Consider the following 19,502-nt stretch of genomic DNA (forward strand, 5'->3'; position numbering starts at 1 on the left):
TTTAGATTGATTAGTAGTTAAGATTTCTTGCTAGATTATGTTTTTACTATCCACAAACGAATAAAGTGAAACTTCCAGCAGTTATTTTTTCTCATCCCCCAATGAGTCTGCACCAATCGGGATTTTACGGGTAGGTAATCTCTCACCTACCTTCCTCTTTCCTCTCTGATTCTTGAGGTAGAAGTCTTACTACCCGCGAATAACAAAATAAATAACAACTTTAATTTGATTGTATTATTTCATTAATTAAATTTAATAGAGCAGGTCCACCAAGGGGACTATATGATCGAGCAGGAATCATTAAACACGGGACTCCTGCTTCATCTGCAGAAGCTTTAAAACCATCAAATCGATGTTTTACTTGTGGGGCAACCATAGCAACATCCCAACCGTTTCGAACCTCTGAATCAAATTCTTGCGTACCAACAGCTAATACTTCTAAATTTTGACCATGCTTTTCCCCTTCTTTTTTCAACGCATTTACAACAATCGCACTCGACATTCCACCTGAACATACAAATAATACTTTCATTTTTACTCCCCCTCATAATATTTTTATATAGAAGCTTTAAATTGCTTTTCTTATAAATCCCTCTGCTGCGTTTAAACGCTCTACGGCTTCCTCATAAGAAACATTTGTTAAAATCATAACAATGGCAACCTTAGGTTGATTATTTGCTTTTACTAAGTATTTTTCTGCTACTTCATAACTGCATTCAGTGGCATCCATAACAATACGTTTTGCACGTTCAACCAACTTTTCATTTGTTAACTGCAAATCTACCATTAAATTCCCATAAACTTTTCCAATCCCAACCATTGAAGCTGTTGAGAGCATGTTACATACTAATTTTTGAGCTGTTCCAGCTTTTAAGCGGGTGGATCCTGTAAGTACTTCAGGTCCATTTACAACTTCAATGGCAATTGCAGCAATTTTTCCAATCTCTGATTCCTTATTGCAACTTATCGCTACTGTGTCTGCCCCAAGTTGATTTGCATAATTTAGCCCCGCAATAACATAAGGCGTACGCCCACTCGCAGCAATGCCTACTACAACATCGTTACTCGTTAATTGGATTTTTTCTAAATCTTGACGACCTAATATAAAACTATCCTCTGCGCCCTCAACTGCCTTAATAAATGCACTTTCTCCACCTGCGATTAAACCTACTACTTTACTAGGATCAGTATTGAACGTTGGCGGGCATTCTACAGCATCCAACAATCCAATGCGCCCGCTTGTTCCCGCACCCATATAGATTAATCTACCGCCGCGTTTCATCGCTGCAACAATCATCCCTACAGCTTTTGCAATTTGAGGGAGTTCTTTTTGAACACAGTAAGCAACTTTCATATCTTCTTCATTCATCACCTCCAATAGATTAAGCGTTTTCATTTCATCTAAAAATATAGTCTTTTCATTACGCCCTTCCGTTGTTAAATGTTCTAGCATATAAATCATCCTTCTATCATTCGTAATCTAAAAGCTTTTTTGAAACCGCTTTCTTTAATAAGACTATAGCATCGTTAAAAATAAATTTCAATAATCAAAGATAATTTTAAAATAAAATTTCAAAAAATCTACACAATTAGAAAACTAGCGAGTATAATAACTAATTGTCAACGCTTACATTTTTTATAAACTAAAAATAAGAAAAGGATGTATACCATTAAGTAAAGAAAGCATTTCTAAAAAAATTAGGTTCATTGGCAATATCAATTTTTTAGGTGAATCACTACTACTTCCACTTAGAGTTTCATCATGGTTTTATAAGAATCACCATTGTCGCTTAGCAAGGAATTAAAAAAATCTATGCAAAGTAGGTGTTATGATAATGTACATTGTTGGGTTAATGTCTGGAACATCATTGGATGGTATTGATGCTGTGCTTATCCGTGTGAATAATAGCAAACTAAACACCGAGTTAGAAATGATTGAATTTATAACACATCCTTTTCCAAAAGATGTTAGAGAAGAAATTATACAGTCATTGTCTGTAGATACATCTAATGTGCAGCTAATTTGTAGTTTAAACTTTAAACTAGGAAAATTATTTGCAGATGCTACAAAGGAAGTTTGCAAAAAAGCCGGATTTCCTTTAGATCAGCTGGATCTTATAGGATCTCATGGGCAAACGATTTACCATCAGCCCTTACAAGAACAAAACTTGGTCCCCTCAACTCTGCAAATTGGAGAACCTTCGGTAATTGCGTACGAAACAAATACAACCGTAATATCTAATTTCCGTACTATGGACATAGCAGCGGGTGGACAGGGTGCTCCTTTAGTACCTTATACTGAATATGTTCTTTACCGGAGTGAAACAAAGGGAAGGTTGTTACAAAACATCGGGGGCATCGGAAATGTAACTGTTTTACCTAAGCAATCTTCACTAGATAACATGTATGCCTTTGATACAGGACCTGGAAATATGATTATTGATGAGGTATGTCGCCAATTGTTTAACATAGGATATGATGAAGGTGGTAATTTAGCGAAACAAGGGAAAATAAATGAACAGCTCCTATCATACTGCATAAATCACCCTTATATTATGAGCCCTCCTCCCAAAACAACAGGAAGAGAATTGTTTGGTAAGCAATATGTTCAAAAACTATTAAATAAGTTTAATAATCTTTCAAGCCACGATATAGTAGCAACTGTAACAATGTTTACAGCGCAATCTATTGTAGAGAACTATCGCAACTTTATCCTTCCACAAGTTAAAATCGATGAAGTCATTATTGGAGGCGGTGGCAGCTATAATACAACTTTACTGAAAATGATTCAATCACTACTTGGGGAGTCAATTCAAATTTACACCCAAGAGGAATTAGGATACTCTTCGGAGGCTAAAGAGGCTATAGCGTTTGCTCTTCTTGCAAATGAAACCTACCATGGTAATGTAAGTAACGTTCCAAATGCTACAGGTGCAAAAAACGCTGTCGTTCTTGGGAACGTGTCCTTCCCAACATCAGATCATTGGATTAAGATAAGAAATTCTTTAGAAGAAAGCAGGGATTTCATCAACTGAGGATTTCTTCATCCCCATCTGATGCTTAACTCTAACCAATCAGACTATCCCTACCTCGTCATTGAAGTAGGGATAGCGCGATAAAGTAAAGAAATTATAATGTCATTCTTATACTCAAAAAATTTTCTCATAGAAATACCGGGAACTATTTGTGCTAGTTTGTATTTCTATCGATTTGAATTTTGGCCTCTAACAAAGCAAAGGATCAATTATGAAATTGATTCAAATGTAAAAAATAAAAACAATACTAGTTTAAAACTTTCAACACAGTTTGCTTCATTATTTCTACTCCATCCATTATGCAAGCATGATCAAATTTCATATAAGGGTGATGTAACCCTGGCTTTAAATTTGCTCCTAATCCTAACATAACGGCTTTTAAATGCGGTCTCTTGACTGTATAATAATGAAAATCATCACTTCCTGTAGTATAAAGCGGTGGTGCGCAACCTTCTTTCCCATATATTTCAATAATCCCTTTGCACATGATTTGTTCTGCCTCTTCCGAAACCTGTGCCCCAGGCGCAATATCAACCCATCCGTAAGAAATCTTTGTTCCCATTGATTCAGCTGACTGAATGACATGCTCTATCTTTTTCATTAACTCCTCGAGCAATGCATTATTCTCAGCTCTTACATCTAAACCGAATTGTCCATTCCCTGGAATGATATTTAAATTATCTCCACCAGCTTGGCATTTCGTCATTTTGACAGAATATGATTTTTGCGGAGATAGCCATATATTTTTTAATCCGATATTAATCATAGAAAGGACATCAATTGCATTCACACCTTGATGCGGTCGTGCTCCATGTGCATCCTCCCCATGTATATTCGCTTCTAAGAAGGCTGCTGCTCCGTGACGGATAGATGGTGCTGCTTTTTTAAAAGGTAATTCCTCAATTGGACGTAAATGAACACCAAATAAGAAATCAGCGTCATCAACCACACCTTTCTCCACCATTTTTAAAGCGCCGTTCCCTTTTTCTTCTGCAGGTTGGAAAATAAATCTAACTGTTCCGCTTTTCCAACTGGCATTTTTCAATTGTAAAATAAGCCCCATCGCAATCGTCATATGGGCATCGTGACCACATGAATGATTCGCTTTAAATTCTCCATCTACTTCTTGCCACAATGCATCCATATCAGCTCGAATCGCGATAACTGGCTTCCCGTTCCCAACCTCTGCGATCACTCCAGGACAATCATCAAATGTTTTATATGAAATTCCTTCTTCTTTTAGAAATTGAGTGATATAAGCTGTTGTCTCATATTCCTTCCAACTCACTTCAGGGTTTTCGTGTAAATGCTGAAAAATTTCTGTTAAACGCTCTTGTAGCTCTAAAGTTTTCAACCTTCCAGTCTCCTTCCTAAATTCGAAGCAGTTTTTCGTTTATAAAAAATCCTATTTCGAAAAACATATTGAATATTCACTTAAATGTCAAGAGATTGTCCCTTCATTTCTTTTGAAATATAATAAGATAATTAAGATTAAAATTCTGAAAATTCTTTTAAACCACTCATCATTTATCTAAACTCCTTATGAATACGTATAACTTTAAATCTATGACACAAAGGACGTGAATTATACAATGAAAATTACAGCTATTCACATTTATGCAATTCGTTTACCACTTCGTAACCCATTTGTTATTAGCTATGGCTCTTATCCTGATATGCCATCTATTATCGTAAAATTGGAAACAGATGAGGGCATTATCGGTTACGGCGAGGGAGTTGCTGATGATCACGTTACAGGTGAGTCATGGGAAAGTACTTTCCATGTTTTAAAACACACGTTGGCTCCAGCACTAATTGGGAAAAACCCAATGAATATCGAAAAAATACACGACATCATGAGTCAAACAATTTACGGTGTACCTACTGCAAAAGCTGCGATTGATATCGCCTGCTTTGATGTAACGGGGAAAAAACTTGGCCAACCTGTATATCAACTAATTGGCGGACGCTACCATGAAAAATTCCCTGTGACTCATGTCTTAAGCATTGCTTCTCCAGAAGATATGGCAGAAGAATCTGCTTTCATGATTCAAAAAGGCTACCAATCTTTCAAAATGAAAGTCGGTACAAATGTAAAAGAAGATGTAAAAAGAATTGAAGCTGTACGTAAGCGTGTAGGAAATGATATCGCCATTCGTGTTGATGTAAACCAAGGTTGGAAAAATAGCGCAAATACATTAACAGCACTTCGTTCATTAGGGCATTTGAACATCGACTGGATTGAACAACCTGTTGTAGCAGATGATATTGAGGCAATGGCTCATATTCGCTCTAAAACAGACATCCCCCTTATGATTGATGAAGGACTAAAAAGCTCTCGTGAAATGCGCCAAATTATTAAACTGGAAGCAGTCGATAAGGTAAATATAAAACTAATGAAATGCGGCGGTATATACCCCGCTGTGAAACTCGCTCATCAAGCGGAAATGGCAGGTATTGAATGTCAAGTTGGTTCCATGGTTGAATCATCTGTTGCATCTTCTGCAGGATTTCATGTTGCCTTCTCTAAAAAAATTATTACAAGTGTTGAGCTGACCGGACCATTAAAATTCACGAAAGACATTGGAGATTTATCTTACGACATACCATTTATTCGTTTAAACCAAAAGCCAGGATTAGGTATTGAGGTTAACGAGGATACATTACGTGAATTAACTGTCTTTCAAGACGTTGTTCGCTAAAGGAGGACTACACCATGGATATTCTTTATGAAGGAACATTAAAACAAAATGTGCAAAACTTTCGAGTTACAACATTATCGTTAAATCACGTTGAGGAAATCCTATTATTACAGGATATCATAATTGAAGCATTAGAAAATAAGGATCGTCTGCAGCCTCTGACACTAGAAGAATTTCAATACATATTAAACAGTAATGGCATGATGATAGGTGCCTTTGCAGGAGACCAATTGATCGCATTCCGTGCCCTATTAGTCCCTCCTATTGATGAGGATCATTTAGGACTTGATATTGGTTTAACACATGAAGAATTAGAGCGGGTTATCTATCAAGAAATTTCAAACGTCCACCCTGACTATCGTGGCAATGGCATGCAAAAAATATTAGCGAAAGTCATTATGAAAAAGTTACAACAAGCCGATGGTAAATTCGATTACGTTTGTTGCACCGTTGCGCCATTTAACATTCCGAGTTTAAAAGATAAATTTGCGCAAGGAATGGAAATTGCGGCGCTGAAGGAGAAGTATGGCGGTAGTATGCGGTATGTTTTTGTAAAGGAGTTGCGTAAAGATAAGGAAAGAGATTGGACGGATATTAAAAGCGTTCCGATGAATAATACTAGTGAACAACAGGCATTACTTGCGGAGGGGTATCGTGGGTATGAGATGGAGAAAATAGATGAGAATTTTATTGTGAAGTTTGGACAATAAAGTGAAATTTTAATCAGTGGGGTCTTCTTCATCCCCCACTGATTATTAACCCCCACCAATCGGGCTTTTACGGGCAGTTTATCTCCCGCCTAACTTCTTAAAGAAAAGTGGAAGTGGCTCGTCCAGAATGTGAGGGGATGGAGCTTCTGACGTAGAGGTGTTTTTTTACCTCGCAGGAAGAAGCGAAGCCACCGAACATTCTAGCCACTGGAACTGGACGATGCTTTCACTCAGTTTTGAAGCGGAAATATTACTACCCGCAAATAGCTGGATAAATTAGGGTTCTACGTTATTTTAAGCCATATACTCTACATGTCTAGAGTAATAGTAACCGCCACTAAACTGTCATCTTCCAACTTGATAACGCTAACCAGTTTTCCATCTCCTTATAATCAGGCATTATCTTCCCAACAAGGCGCCAAAAAGAGCGATCATGATTTAGATGAACCATATGGCACATTTCATGAACGACTACATAGTCGATCACCCTCTGTGGTGCCATCGCCAGCTTCCAATTAAATGTTAACTGTAGATTTGAATCACAAGTTCCCCATGTACGGTTACTATCTGAAATACGGATGGAACGCGGTTTTGTTTTAAAGTTGCTTTGATACGATTTAATACTCTTCTCTACTAACGCTTTACACTGCTTATAATAAAACCGTTTTAAAGCTTGTTTTATTTTCTCATCTTCAAGCTCTTTCACATATATATGCAGCTTATCACCTTCAAACACTGCATTGTCTTGCCCAATACTTGCATCTTGAGAGATTTGTATCGGATATGTGTTTCCTAAATACAGAAAACCCTCTCCTTGATCATAAGCCTTTTCCTGCGGTCCAAGCACTCGCTCCTGCATTTCCTTACGTGTTCTCTGAATCCAATCCCATTTCTCCTCTAACAATTGAATTATATATTCAACTGGCGTCCCTTTCGGAGCTTGCACTTCAACATTCCCATAAGAATCTACATAAAGACGTACGGATTTTTTCTTCTTATAATTTATATGAAAATTAATCGTCTCACCTAAATATGTATGTATCATTTCATCACCTAGCGTATTTGTTCTTATTATTTTACAAATAAAAAAGAGTAGGCTATAAACGTCCTACCCTACCTATTATATCATTTACTGCTTTACCATGAATGTTACAATGCTTATCCTCTATACTTTACAGCTAATCCCTTTAAGAAATTCCTTGCGTATCTATCACCACACTCTTTGTAATTCTTGTGGCCTTTCTTTCTTAATAGAGCACCTAACTCTCCTTTTGTCACCTTAACACCCACGCTATCTAATATAGCAAGTACATCTTCACTCGTTAATGATAGTGCTATTTTCATTTTCTTTAAAAGAAGATTATTGGCACTCTCATTGCCCTGTAAAGGTGCTGCTTGTCCTGCAGGTTGCCCCGGTTTCGGATCTTGCTTTCCTCTTTTTAAAGTAATAAAGCCATTTAAAAATGATTCTAACATCATCATATCGCATGTTAATACATAATCATCTTCGACTACATCCGCATTTTCAGCTTCATGTTGTGGACTTTTCTTTACTTTTGTAAGCATATCAACTACTTCTTCTTTCGTTACTTCCATGCCACCAAGTTTAAATATCTCTACCATATCTATATCTTTTATATCCATAGCATATCTTACTCTTTTTAATATATCGTTGTTGCTCATTGCCATTGTTAGTCCTCCTAAAATATTGATTATTTATACAGCTGTTAAAGTTTATCCTCTAACATGCTTTAAACTATCATGTTTAATATAACCTTTCAGTTAATGTCCGCCAAATTAATACTTTAACATTTTAAAGATAGGTTTTATAGTCTCCCTCGAACTTTTCTCCACCATTGTATCTATGGATCTCTTACTTGTTCGTTGTATGCTAATAAAAAGGTTTCTCTCTTAACATTAAATAACAGAAAAAACAGTGCTTTGATTTCTCAAATACACTGTTCTTTTCCAAAGTTATCAAGCAATGCACGCACTTCATCTGTTGATTTCGTACTCATCAATTGATTTCTTAATTCAGCAGCTCCATGGAATCCTTTTACATAAATTTTGAAAAAGCGATGAAGCCCTGTAATTGAACGTGGTAGTACTTCCGCATATTGATCTTGAAGATCCAGCTGTAGTCTTAAAAGATCAAGGTATTCTTTACTGCTATGCTCTTTTGGCTCTTTTTCAAAAGCAAAAGGATTTTTAAAAATACCTCGCCCGATCATAACGCCATCAATACCATATTGCTGGGCAAGCTGCAGCCCAGTTTGACGGTCAGGAATGTCTCCATTGATTGTTAGTAGCGTATTCGGTGCGATACGGTCACGTAATTTTTTGATTTCCGGGATTAGCTCCCAATGCGCATCTACTTGGCTCATTTCCTCTCTTGTACGTAAATGAATAGAAAGGTTCGCAATATCCTGTTTTAAAATATGCGTTAGCCACGCCTCCCACTCATTTAACTCCTTATAGCCAAGTCGCGTTTTCACGCTGACAGGCAGTCCGCCCGCTTTTGCTGCTTGAATAAGTTCTGCCGCAACGTCTGGACGCAGAATAAGGCCACTACCTTTTCCTCTTGATGCCACATTCGGTACAGGGCAGCCCATATTAATATCGATGCCTTTAAATCCTAGCTCTGCCATGCCAATACTCATTTGACGGAAATATTCAGGATTATCCCCCCAAATATGTGCCACCATTGGCTGTTCATCTTCTGTAAAAATCAAACGGCCACGCACACTTTTCATGCCCTCTGGATGACAATAGCTATCCGAGTTTGTAAACTCTGTGAAAAATACATCCGGTCGCCCGGCTTCACTTACTACGTGACGAAAGACAACATCTGTCACATCTTCCATTGGTGCAAGTACAAAAAATGGTCGTGGTAAATCACGCCAAAAATTATCTATCATTTCAAACTCAAATCCTCTCACTATGATCAAAATTTCAAGCTCTCGGTCAAAAAATATAAAGCCAAATGTTACATTTATACCATACGTAATAACTTATTATCAAACACAAATATATGTGGACATTTATAATTTGTGAAAATCGGCAATGTTTATTTTAACTACAATCGGGCCTGAATGGTATGTTTATAAGCCAAAAAGCAGATGGTATAGATTTTTTCTATATCAACTGCTTTTCTATTATACCAACTTAAGCCAAGCCACACACTCCACATGAGTAGTATGCGGGAACATATCAACAGGTTGTACTTCCTGCGTTTTATATCCGCCTTCTTCTAATACTTTTAAGTCACGTGCAAGTGTCGCCGGGCTACATGATACATATACAACACGCTTCGGCTTCATATCAATAATCGTGTTTAATAAGGCCTCATCGCAGCCTTTACGCGGTGGGTCTACAACGATTGTGTCTGCGATTACACCTTCTTTATACCAGTTTGGAATAACTACTTCTGCTTCTCCTACTGCAAATTCGGCGTTTGTCATGTTGTTTAATGCCGCATTTCGATTTGCATCCTCAATTGCTTCTGGAACGATTTCAACGCCATATACTTTCTTCGCTTTTTGCGCTAGGAATAGTGAGATTGATCCGATTCCGCAGTATGCGTCGATAACTGTTTCATTTCCAGCTAGTTTTGCGTATTCTAATGCTTTGTCATATAGCACTTTCGTTTGTTCTGGGTTTACTTGGTAGAAAGAACGTGCCGAGATAGCAAATTTAATATCGCCGATAAAGTCATAAATATATTCCGATCCGTATAGGACTGTTGTTGTGTCTCCAAAGATTACGTTTGTACGTTTCGTGTTTACGTTTTGAACAATTGATTTTACATTTGGGAACTTCGCTGTAATTTCTTCGATGATTGTCTTATTATTTTGAAGTTCTGCCGTACGTGTAATGAAGACAAGCATAATTTCCCCTGTTACTTGTCCGTAACGGGCCATTACGTGACGAAGTGTGCCTTTATGACGTTCTTCGTTGTACGCTGTGATTCCGTGTTTTTCACAAATACGTTTTACTTCTTGAATTAACGTATCGTTTTCTTCTGCTTGAATTAAGCATGTTTCCATATTAATGATCTCATGCGTGCCTTGACGATAGAAACCAGCTACAAGCCCACCTTCACGTTCTCCAATCGGTACTTGTGCTTTATTTCGATACACCCAAGGATTTTCCATACCAAGAACCGGATGAACTGGTACATCGTGAAGTCCGCCGATGCGTTGCATCACGTCACGCACTTGTTTTTCTTTCGCCTTTAGTTGTCCTTCATATGTTAAATGCTGAAGCTGGCAACCCCCGCATTGGTTGTATACTGGGCATTCTGCATCTTTGCGATATGGACTTTCTGTATGAAGCTTCATTAAACGACCAAATGCGAAATTCTTCTTTACTTTAATAATTTTAATTTGTGCTTCTTCGCCTGGTAATCCGTTTTTTACGAAAATAGGATATCCTTTTACCTTCGCAACACCGGCACCATCATGTGTTAAATCTTCAAATACTACATCTATAAACTCGTTTTTTTCAACTGGTGGCTTCATTTTAGTACTCATCTTCCGACCTCTCTTTTTCATAACACTGCGTTACATTTTATCATACTTATATAGTCTTTTTCTATTGGAAGAAAAAAACCTATTGACGATGCTTCTCTATTAGTGTTACGCTACTACTAATTTAATACGGACGATGTTACCTCATATATACTCGATAATATGGATCGAGAGTTTCTACCCGGCAACCGAAAATTGCTGGACTATGGGGAAACTAATGAATATTAGCTTTTTTGTGTATACAAAGACTCATATTGATTAGCTTTCTCTCATAGATGAAAGTAAATCCATATGGGTCTTTTTTTATTTTTTACTTTTCTAAAAGGTCAGACATCTTACGTATGACATGAAACCTCTACTACTTTTATTTATTAGTTATATAACGAGCGTTTTATGTAAAAACTTTATACGAACTTCTGAAAGGGGCTACTACATGCAATATGTAATAAGCATTATCGGTATTTTTGCCGTGTTAGGTTTATGTTTTGCTTTGTCAAACAACAAAAGTAAAATCAACTTCCGTGCAATTGCTATTATGATTGGTTTCCAGATTTTAATTGGTTGGTTTATGTTTGGCACAAAAATTGGTCAAGAGATCATCATTTTTATTAGTAAAGTCTTCAACAAGTTGATTAAGCTTGGTACAACAGGTGTTGACTTCCTATTTAATGGAATCCAAAGAGACTTTGTCTTTTTCTTCAACGTGCTATTAATTATTATCTTTTTCTCAACACTTCTTTCTATTTTTAGTTATTTAGGCGTTTTACCATTCATCGTTCGCGTCGTCGGTGGTGCGATTTCCAAAATTACTGGTTTACCACGCGTTGAATCATTCCATGCGGTAAACTCTGTATTCTTCGGTTCCAGCGAGGCATTAATCGTAATTAAAAATGACCTAAAACACTTTAATAAAAACCGTATGTTTATCATTTGCTGTTCAGCAATGAGCTCAGTTTCAGCTTCTGTTACAGCTTCATACGTGATGATGCTAGATGCGAAATATGTACTAGCAGCACTCCCACTGAACTTATTCTCTAGCTTAATTGTTTGTTCATTATTAACACCAGTTGATACGAAAAAAGAAGAAGAAACAGTTCAAAAATTTGAAAGAAGTCTATTCGGTGACAGCTTGATCGGTGCAATGATTAACGGTGCATTAGATGGTTTAAAAGTAGCTGGTATCGTTGCCGCTTTAATGATTGCATTTATTGGCGTTATGGAAGTTGTAAACTATGTGATTAGTGCAGCTTCAGGCGCAATGGGACATGCTGTTACACTGCAACAAATCTTCGGTTATATTCTTGCTCCATTTGCATTCCTAATGGGTATTCCAGCTCATGATATTATCCCAGCTGGCGGAATCATGGGAACAAAAATTGTTTTAAATGAATTCGTAGCTATTCTTGATTTAAAAGAAGTTGCTACAACGTTATCTCCACGTACAGTTGGAATCGTTACTGTATTCTTAATTAGCTTCGCAAGTATTAGCCAAATTGGTGCGATTGTTGGTACAATCCGTGCCCTTTCTGAAAAACAAGGAAGCGTTGTATCTAAGTTTGGTTGGAAAATGCTATTTGCATCAACACTTGCTTCTATTTTATCCGCTACGATTGCTGGATTATTTATTTAATAATGAATCACCCTTCTCCTTTTATTAGGGAGAGGGGTGATTTTTTTTAATCAAAAGTAACGATTCTAATAATGTAACGATATGCAAAATTGCATGCACTCTTCAGCACAATTTCTCTTTTGTAAATCAAGAAAGAAATATATACTAGTATTGGCACTAAGATATGTTTTGTCTGTTTATAGTGAAAGAAATATCCAACATCAAAACCCCAAAAGAAAAAACGTTTTTAAAGATACCTTCGAAAATAGCTATTTTCGGAGGTATCTTTTTTCATCAAGTAATATATACATACAATTATTTTTCTTCACAAAAATTTCACATAAGACAAAGCCTATGTAAATGAACATCACCTTTGTCGAATTCTCCCAAAAGAGATATTCCCCTCTATATGCCATAGTGATATGATGAACAAGGGTATTATTCAAATAGAAATATTTGAATGCATAGTCTCTTGTAATCAAAAAAGATAAAGAATCGATTACATATGAGAGACAGCACGATAAAAACACAATAGAAGGATGATATTATGAAAAAATATGCTCGTATTGCTTTACTTTCTTCTACTATTCTCGTAGGTTGTAACACTAGCACCATTAGTGAGAAGCAGACAAAAGAAGCAACTTACAAGAAGCAAAAGGAAACGCAAGAAGTACAGGCAAAAGCAGTAGAAATACCTGTAACACAAGGACTTATTTCGTGGGATCCCTTTGATTACAACGCAAAAAACACCACACTCTACACTAAAAACTTAAAAGATTCATTTAAAACAGTGCGCTACAATATTTGGCGTACAGCTGATGGACCTGCAAGTAAACAAACATTTGTATCACACGACAAAGCTCGTGATTTCGCTCTCCCATTTCATTTACAATCATTTCATTTAAAACGCGGGGAATTTCAAATTGAAACAGTGGGATTAAAAGAAGATAACACAGAAGTTCCTCTAGTGAAATCTACGATTACATTCCAACAGTATGTACCTTTCCTTATGTATCATGCCATTGAGAAATACCCTGGACCAAGTGATGGCGATTTAGGTTTATATGTGCCACCAGAGCAATTTGAAAAGCATATGCAGTATTTAAAAGATAACGGTTATACACTGTTAACGTTTGAACGTTGGGGTGATATAAATCGTGTCAATAAACCTATCTTTATAACAATGGATGATGGTCGAAAAAATAATATGAATGCTCTTCATATTTTACAAAAATTAAAAGATGATAGATTCCAACCAGCGGCAACAGAATTCCTTGTTTCAAATGATATTGATAAACCAAATCGTCTTACAACAGACGAGGTAAAACAAATGCTTGATTCAGGTATTTTTTCTATTCAATCTCATACCGCTAACCATGCAATGTTGGCTTATACAAACAACTATGATGAAGAATTACGTAAATCTAAAGAAAAAATTGAAAATCTTACAGGCAAAAAAATCATCGCCCTTGCCTATCCAGTAGGTTCTTATAATGATCCAGCTGTGGAAGAAACAAAGAAACATTACCAATTTGCAGTAACGACAGATCATGGAACTCACATTACAAAAGGCTCACCGAACGAACAATACTTAATTAAACGTCATTTTGTTGGTCCTAACACAACAATGGCGCAGTTCATCTCACTTGTAAAAGAAAAGTATTAATCATTTTTCAGGCTACTTTTTATGAAAAAGTAGCCTTTTCTTTTATTTAAAGGTAATCACAGCTTGTTGCTTTAGTCCGTTATATCATTTACATAAAAAACCTTTTTGTTTATCTTTCCGTTTGAATACAGCCAGTACCATAATTATAAGGAAGTGTAGCGGGAGACATATATCGATATAACTCTTCGGTCAATAAAGATCATGCTTATTTTTGGTTCATATTCATAAAAAGCACATTACTATTCTCATTAGCATAAGAGAATAGTAATGTGCTTTTCAATTCAAAAATAGTCTAAATTCTTAAGTTGATAGATGTGGGGCGGCACCCTAATATGCTTGGATTAAAATCATTGCAAACAGCTAAAAAAGTGGTTGCTGAAATAAAAGTTATGCATATGACCAAAAAGGGACAAACTCTCCAAGGTGAGAAGTCTGTCCAAAAACAGATATATCTTATCCATAATCTCTTTGGTTTAACAGCATAAAATTCAATTCCGCTAAGAATCTTTCGTTCTTTTTTCATATCTCACTATTTTTGCACCAGAACCTACAATAGTGAATTAGAATAATGACTTAATACTTGCTAGGACAGTAAGTATACCTATAATAATGACAAATACATTACTCGCTTTCCCTCTGTATTTAGCTAGTACTGGTACTTTACGGATCGCATACATTGGTAATAGACATAAGATAGCAGCAACTAACGGACCACTAAGGGCATCAATAATTCCAAGAATACTTGGATTTGCATAAGCAACATACCAGCATGTTAATACGACAAAAGTAAGGATTATTGTCTTAACTGTTTTTTCTCCCATATTTTTTCCGCGTTTTTTACCGAACTTGATAATCACGTCACGCATTACCTCATATGCTCCTATATAATGGCCAAGGAAGGACTTTGTTATAGCCGTAAAAGCAATGATAGGAGCTGCAATAGTGATTATAGGCGAATTAAGCTCATTAGCAAGATATGATAGAATTGACAAGTTCTCTTCTTTTGCTTTTATAAGATCACTTGGAGTCAAACTTAATGTACTGCTCCAAACAAAGAACATAACAACAGCGAATGTCATGATATAACAAGCTTTTTGTATTTGAGCACATTTGGCATCAGTAGCTTCTATTCCATAGGTTGCTCTCTGTTTCATAACAAATGATGAAATCATAGGAGAATGATTAAACGAGAATACTACGATTGGTAGTATCATCAATATCGTTCCCAAATATCCCGTTCCTGTTGAAGCAGTAGAAACACTTGAAAAACTAAGCATTGACGTATTCCACTGTGGAATCAAAGATATTGCGATAAAAAGTAGAGAAGCTATGAAAGGATATACTAGCATGCTCATTATCTTCACGGTGATATCTTGTCCAAAATTTAGTATAGCTATAAGACCGAGTACTAATACAAGCGATAAAATGGCCCTTGGAGGCTCTGGCATGTGCAATTGATTCACAATAAAACTACTTGCAGTATTTGTAAGTGCAACCGAATACATCAGCACGATCGTATAAATTGAGACGAAGTATACTATGTTAAAAATTATACTTGCCTTATTTCCGAAATACTCTCTTATTGTACCTGTAATCCCCTCATCAGCAGAATTAGAAGCGTATATCATTTTAGCAAGCGCTCTATGTGAGTAATACATAACAGGATATGCAAGTATGGTAATTAACAGTAATGATAATAAACCACCTGAACCTGCATTAATAGGTAAAAAGAGTACTCCTGCTCCAATTGCTGTTCCAAAAAGGCTCAATGCCCAGGTAGTATCCTGTTTATGCCACTTTTTAGGATCTAGATATTTCTCATTTTTTACTGCAGTGTTTTCATCTTGAAATTCTATTTTTTTTGCAGTATTTCCATTCATATAATAATTCCTCCTTATATCCTATTCTTACGTCTCTTTTTAAGGCTTAGGAATATAGACCATTCTTGAATAATGAATTGCTTACAAGGTGCGCCACATCGTGTGTCCAACCTGATAGATTTGTTAGCGTTTACAAAACAACTCAATTATATAATATATTAGTATACTTTAATTGTATAGTAGTATATTTTAGTGATAATGGCTTTTAGCATACTGACGCCCTTAGGAGAACAACGGAGAATAGAATTGTTAACTATTTCACAATATTTCCAATAACTGTTTATTTATTTAATTGTTTCTCTCCAAAGATTTTACTTTTAATGGCAATCCCTGTAGGTGTGGCTGCAATTCCACCTAAACCTGTCTCTCTTAATTCGCGAGGCATCTGTCTTCCAACTCTATACATCGCTTCAATAACTTCGTCAGCATTGATGATATTGTTTACACCGGCTAATGCGATGTCCGCTGCTGCTAAAGCATTGGCCGTTCCAATAGCGTTTCTCTTTACACAAGGAATTTCTACCAAACCAGCGACCGGATCACAAACTAAACCGAGTAAATTTTGTAATGCGGTTGAGAAAGCTTCAGAAGATTGCTGCGCTGTTCCTCCGGCAGCTTCTACCCCAGCTGCTGCAGCCATTGCTGAGGCACTGCCTACTTCAGCTTGGCATCCTCCGTACGCTCCGGAAATACAAGCGTTATTTGCGACTATCATTCCAAATAAAGATGAAGTGAATAGAAAATGGACCATATCTTCATGGCTTAACTGCAACGTATCTTTAATACTAAATAGGACTCCCGGGATCGTCCCACTCGCACCTGCTGTTGGAGTTGCACAAATAGCTCCTAATGAAGCATTTACTTCATTAACACCGATAGCACTTTGAATCCCTAACACCATCAAATCTCCAGAAAGAGTTTTTCCATTTTCTCGATATTTTTTTATTTTAACAGCATCACCTCCGGTTAAACCGGTCGGAGAAAATACCCCGTTGCCCTCGATACTTTTATTTACGGCATTTTCCATAGTCGCTAAGTTTTTTTCCATTTTACTCCAAACTTCTTCATAAGAAGTTTTAGTTTGTTCAATTTCCTGTTCGATTGCTAATTCATAAATTGGCTTTTGCCTTTTATTAGCTGCATCTACAATTTCCTTTATGGTCATATACATATTTTTTCACCTCTTAATAACTAAAGAATAATGATATTAGCTATACTGCTTACACTTCCCAATTCCTTCTGAGCATCACCAGGCAATAGCGAATCCAAAGCGAATACATATAAATATTTTCCATTTTCTTCTAAACTATGAAAATTGTTAATTTCCACATCATATTGTTTAAAGATTCTGCGTAAGACAAATTCAAAGTCAGCTCTTTCGGAAATCGCAATAATAACTGGTAATGGCCCCTGTAAATCTAGACTAAATCCGTCAATTTCAACATGTTTGACTTCAATTAATCCGCCGCCGACCGAAATACCCACTGTTCTAATACTTCGATTTTCATCCTCTAGATATACATCTGCCGTATTTGGATGACCGGCAGGACTATCACCTGCTTTTTCAATAAAGGTAATATCAATTCCTTTAGATTCTGCTATTTTAATAGCATCTGGCACTTTGCTGTCATCGGCAGCAAATCCTAATATCCCAGCAATAATTGCAAAATCAGTTCCGTGTCCTTTATGGGTTTCAGCAAATGATTCATAATACCTTACCACGACTTTTTTTGGAAGACCTTGAAATAATTTATTGGCAACTGTTCCAATAGCTAAAGCACCTGCAGTATGCGAACTTGAAGGACCTATCATTACCGGCCCAATTACATCAAAACAACTTTTGTATTTAACAACCTTTTTTTCTTTAATAGATACTACATTCATGTTTATATAAGCACCCCCATCATTTATTATTTTTAATTGCAGTTGAATCTAAGTTATTAGAGTGACCAATTCAAAATAAAATCTGGCTGATAACGTTTCCATTTTCATGTTGAATGAATTTCCCTTCTGATCACACACCTTTCTTAGAGAAGAAATCGTATCAGTATGTCCAATTTTAGAAGATTACTTGCAAGACCTTTAAAATTTTTGTATCCGAACCAAGTTTAATATTTTCTTCGAGGTAATAGATTATCTCTCGACGCCCTCATTATAACTTGTATATTTATGAGTTTAATATTTTTTTATTTTTAGAAAAACTGAATAAATAAAATTTTGAATGAATAATAAATTACATTTGGCACGTAGCAATTGTGTCCATTATTTGAAGCTGTATTAGTTAGTAGCAAAGCAAAAATAACACAGAGTTCCTTTGATTAACACGTTGACTATATTGGAAAATCATTATAAAGATACTTATATTATTCTTTGTTAAAACATCTTATTTTATGCGTGAAAGCTGTTGTAATAAATGATTCATGTAGATGAAAAGGAATAAATTAAGAAAATATAAAATCTATTTCGGTTATTTATTATCCACTTTGAATTTATATGCATTTTTCAGAAAAAATGAACTTCTTTTTTTCAGCAATCGGTCCATATAGTTGCATAAATCCCAATTTCTCAATTATGACAATGAGAGATAACAATATCGAACAAGGAGATATAAGATGTTGAAAAAAGCGGATCTGCGGATTATTCGGAATTTCAAAAAGTTACTTTGCGGTCTATGACAGCAATCCTGTCACTCCCCCATTTCATTCTCCAACTTTAAAATTAGCTTAAATTATAGGCTTAAACATGTAGCTCCCTCCCTTCAAATGCTATAATTTGTAAAAAAGTTTATTGGAGGCTTTAATGAAATTACATGCTCTTTTGGATTTTCTACATTTATTATTTTTAAGCATTAAAAGTCATTATGTTCTTGGCATCCCTATTTATGTATTTTTAATCCCTTTCATATTTGTTGTCGGCTACATTATTATCACGATTAACAAACCTATAAAAAGAAAAAGACGCTACATTTAAGCCAACTGCAACCGAATATGTGATTGTTGATAACGTCGATGCAGAAGGTTCTTTATCCACCGCGAATATAAAAGAAATGGTTGATTCAGGTATATTCTCTGTCCAATCACACACAGCAACATATGCTGAAAGCCCAAAAGAAAAACTTGAAAAGATTACTGGCAAACCTGTCATTGCCTTCGCATACCCATTTGGTCATGTAAATGATCAAGTTGTCGAAGAAACAAAAAAATATTATCAATTTGCAACAACGACAAAGCCAGGGCGGTTTATTACGAAAGGTGAGCCTAACGAATTATTCAAAATGAAGCGTGTTCGCATACATCATTCCACAACAGTGGAACAATTTACACGCTCTATTAAATAACTAAAAAATAGAACTCAATCTCATTTGAGTTCTA

The 19,502-nt window shown here is 36.0% G+C and carries 15 protein-coding genes, 2 pseudogenes and 1 riboswitch; of the genes and pseudogenes, 7 read left to right on the top strand and 10 right to left on the bottom strand.

Annotated features, from left to right (window positions below; translation table 11 throughout):
- Positions 1-220: 220 nt before the first annotated feature.
- Both BLV40_RS18125 and murQ read right to left on the bottom strand, forming a co-directional pair.
- Positions 221-532, bottom strand: a complete 312-nt coding sequence (locus BLV40_RS18125; protein WP_026592604.1) for a PTS sugar transporter subunit IIB — start codon at positions 530-532, stop codon at positions 221-223.
- Between the two features lie 36 nt (positions 533-568).
- The gene (murQ, locus tag BLV40_RS18130; RefSeq protein WP_280138911.1) at positions 569-1,462 is read right to left on the bottom strand and encodes an N-acetylmuramic acid 6-phosphate etherase; all 894 of its coding nucleotides are present in this window, start codon (positions 1,460-1,462) and stop codon (positions 569-571) included.
- A gap of 373 nt (positions 1,463-1,835) precedes the next feature.
- Here murQ and anmK point away from each other — a divergent pair, with 373 nt between their 5' ends.
- Entirely contained in the window at positions 1,836-3,035 is a 1,200-nt protein-coding gene (gene anmK, locus BLV40_RS18135; RefSeq protein WP_090692564.1) for an anhydro-N-acetylmuramic acid kinase AnmK, read from the top strand.
- Positions 3,036-3,282: 247 nt separating this feature from the next.
- Here the strand turns inward: anmK and BLV40_RS18140 are convergent, their stop codons facing one another.
- Positions 3,283-4,389: a M20 peptidase aminoacylase family protein gene (locus BLV40_RS18140; protein WP_090692567.1), complete on the bottom strand. Its 1,107-nt coding sequence runs from the start codon at positions 4,387-4,389 to the stop codon at positions 3,283-3,285.
- Between the two features lie 238 nt (positions 4,390-4,627).
- On the opposite strand from BLV40_RS18140, the gene BLV40_RS18145 reads away from it, so the two are divergent.
- Both BLV40_RS18145 and BLV40_RS18150 read left to right on the top strand, forming a co-directional pair.
- Positions 4,628-5,737: a mandelate racemase/muconate lactonizing enzyme family protein gene (locus BLV40_RS18145; RefSeq protein ID WP_090692569.1), complete on the top strand. Its 1,110-nt coding sequence runs from the start codon at positions 4,628-4,630 to the stop codon at positions 5,735-5,737.
- A 14-nt stretch (positions 5,738-5,751) separates the two neighbouring features.
- The gene (locus BLV40_RS18150; protein ID WP_090692572.1) at positions 5,752-6,447 is read left to right on the top strand and encodes an N-acetyltransferase; all 696 of its coding nucleotides are present in this window, start codon (positions 5,752-5,754) and stop codon (positions 6,445-6,447) included.
- Positions 6,448-6,784: 337 nt separating this feature from the next.
- Here BLV40_RS18150 and BLV40_RS18155 read toward each other — a convergent pair whose 3' ends face one another.
- The 4 genes from BLV40_RS18155 to rlmD form a co-directional block, all read right to left on the bottom strand.
- Complete coding sequence (locus BLV40_RS18155) at positions 6,785-7,492, bottom strand: M48 family metallopeptidase (protein ID WP_026592610.1); 708 nt, start codon at positions 7,490-7,492, stop codon at positions 6,785-6,787.
- A gap of 113 nt (positions 7,493-7,605) precedes the next feature.
- Positions 7,606-8,136, bottom strand: coding sequence for a YehS family protein (locus tag BLV40_RS18160; RefSeq protein WP_026592611.1), 531 nt, complete (start codon positions 8,134-8,136; stop codon positions 7,606-7,608).
- Positions 8,137-8,396: 260 nt separating this feature from the next.
- Positions 8,397-9,365 (bottom strand): tRNA dihydrouridine synthase, encoded by a 969-nt coding sequence (locus tag BLV40_RS18165; RefSeq protein ID WP_026592612.1) that lies wholly within the window; start codon positions 9,363-9,365, stop codon positions 8,397-8,399.
- A gap of 237 nt (positions 9,366-9,602) precedes the next feature.
- Positions 9,603-10,979 carry a 23S rRNA (uracil(1939)-C(5))-methyltransferase RlmD gene (gene rlmD, locus BLV40_RS18170; RefSeq protein ID WP_026592613.1) on the bottom strand — a complete coding sequence of 459 codons (1,377 nt, stop codon included), beginning with the start codon at positions 10,977-10,979 and terminating at the stop codon, positions 9,603-9,605.
- A gap of 121 nt (positions 10,980-11,100) precedes the next feature.
- A riboswitch (purine riboswitch) is annotated at positions 11,101-11,202 on the top strand.
- A gap of 207 nt (positions 11,203-11,409) precedes the next feature.
- Between rlmD and BLV40_RS18175 the strand changes: the two genes are divergently transcribed.
- The 3 genes and pseudogenes from BLV40_RS18175 to BLV40_RS18185 form a co-directional block, all read left to right on the top strand.
- Positions 11,410-12,606, top strand: coding sequence for a NupC/NupG family nucleoside CNT transporter (locus BLV40_RS18175; protein WP_026592614.1), 1,197 nt, complete (start codon positions 11,410-11,412; stop codon positions 12,604-12,606).
- Between the two features lie 526 nt (positions 12,607-13,132).
- The gene (locus BLV40_RS18180; RefSeq protein WP_090692575.1) at positions 13,133-14,251 is read left to right on the top strand and encodes a polysaccharide deacetylase family protein; all 1,119 of its coding nucleotides are present in this window, start codon (positions 13,133-13,135) and stop codon (positions 14,249-14,251) included.
- A gap of 329 nt (positions 14,252-14,580) precedes the next feature.
- Positions 14,581-14,736, top strand: a pseudogene (locus BLV40_RS18185) (IS6 family transposase); the annotation flags it as partial.
- A gap of 75 nt (positions 14,737-14,811) precedes the next feature.
- Here the strand turns inward: BLV40_RS18185 and BLV40_RS18190 are convergent.
- From BLV40_RS18190 to sdaAB, 3 genes are all read right to left on the bottom strand, one after another.
- Positions 14,812-16,131, bottom strand: a complete 1,320-nt coding sequence (locus tag BLV40_RS18190) for an amino acid permease (protein WP_090692578.1) — start codon at positions 16,129-16,131, stop codon at positions 14,812-14,814.
- A 280-nt stretch (positions 16,132-16,411) separates the two neighbouring features.
- On the bottom strand, positions 16,412-17,302 hold the full coding sequence (gene sdaAA, locus BLV40_RS18195) for an L-serine ammonia-lyase, iron-sulfur-dependent, subunit alpha (RefSeq protein ID WP_090692581.1): 891 nt from the start codon (positions 17,300-17,302) through the stop codon (positions 16,412-16,414).
- Between the two features lie 20 nt (positions 17,303-17,322).
- On the bottom strand, positions 17,323-18,021 hold the full coding sequence (gene sdaAB / locus BLV40_RS18200) for an L-serine ammonia-lyase, iron-sulfur-dependent subunit beta (protein ID WP_090692584.1): 699 nt from the start codon (positions 18,019-18,021) through the stop codon (positions 17,323-17,325).
- Positions 18,022-19,084: 1,063 nt separating this feature from the next.
- On the opposite strand from sdaAB, the pseudogene BLV40_RS18205 reads away from it, so the two are divergent.
- Positions 19,085-19,468, top strand: a pseudogene (locus BLV40_RS18205) (polysaccharide deacetylase family protein); the annotation flags it as partial.
- Between the last annotated feature and the right edge of the window lie 34 nt (positions 19,469-19,502).

The organism is Bacillus sp. 166amftsu (assembly GCF_900107445.1).
Taxonomy (GTDB): Bacteria; Bacillota; Bacilli; order Bacillales; family Bacillaceae_G; genus Bacillus_A; species Bacillus_A arachidis.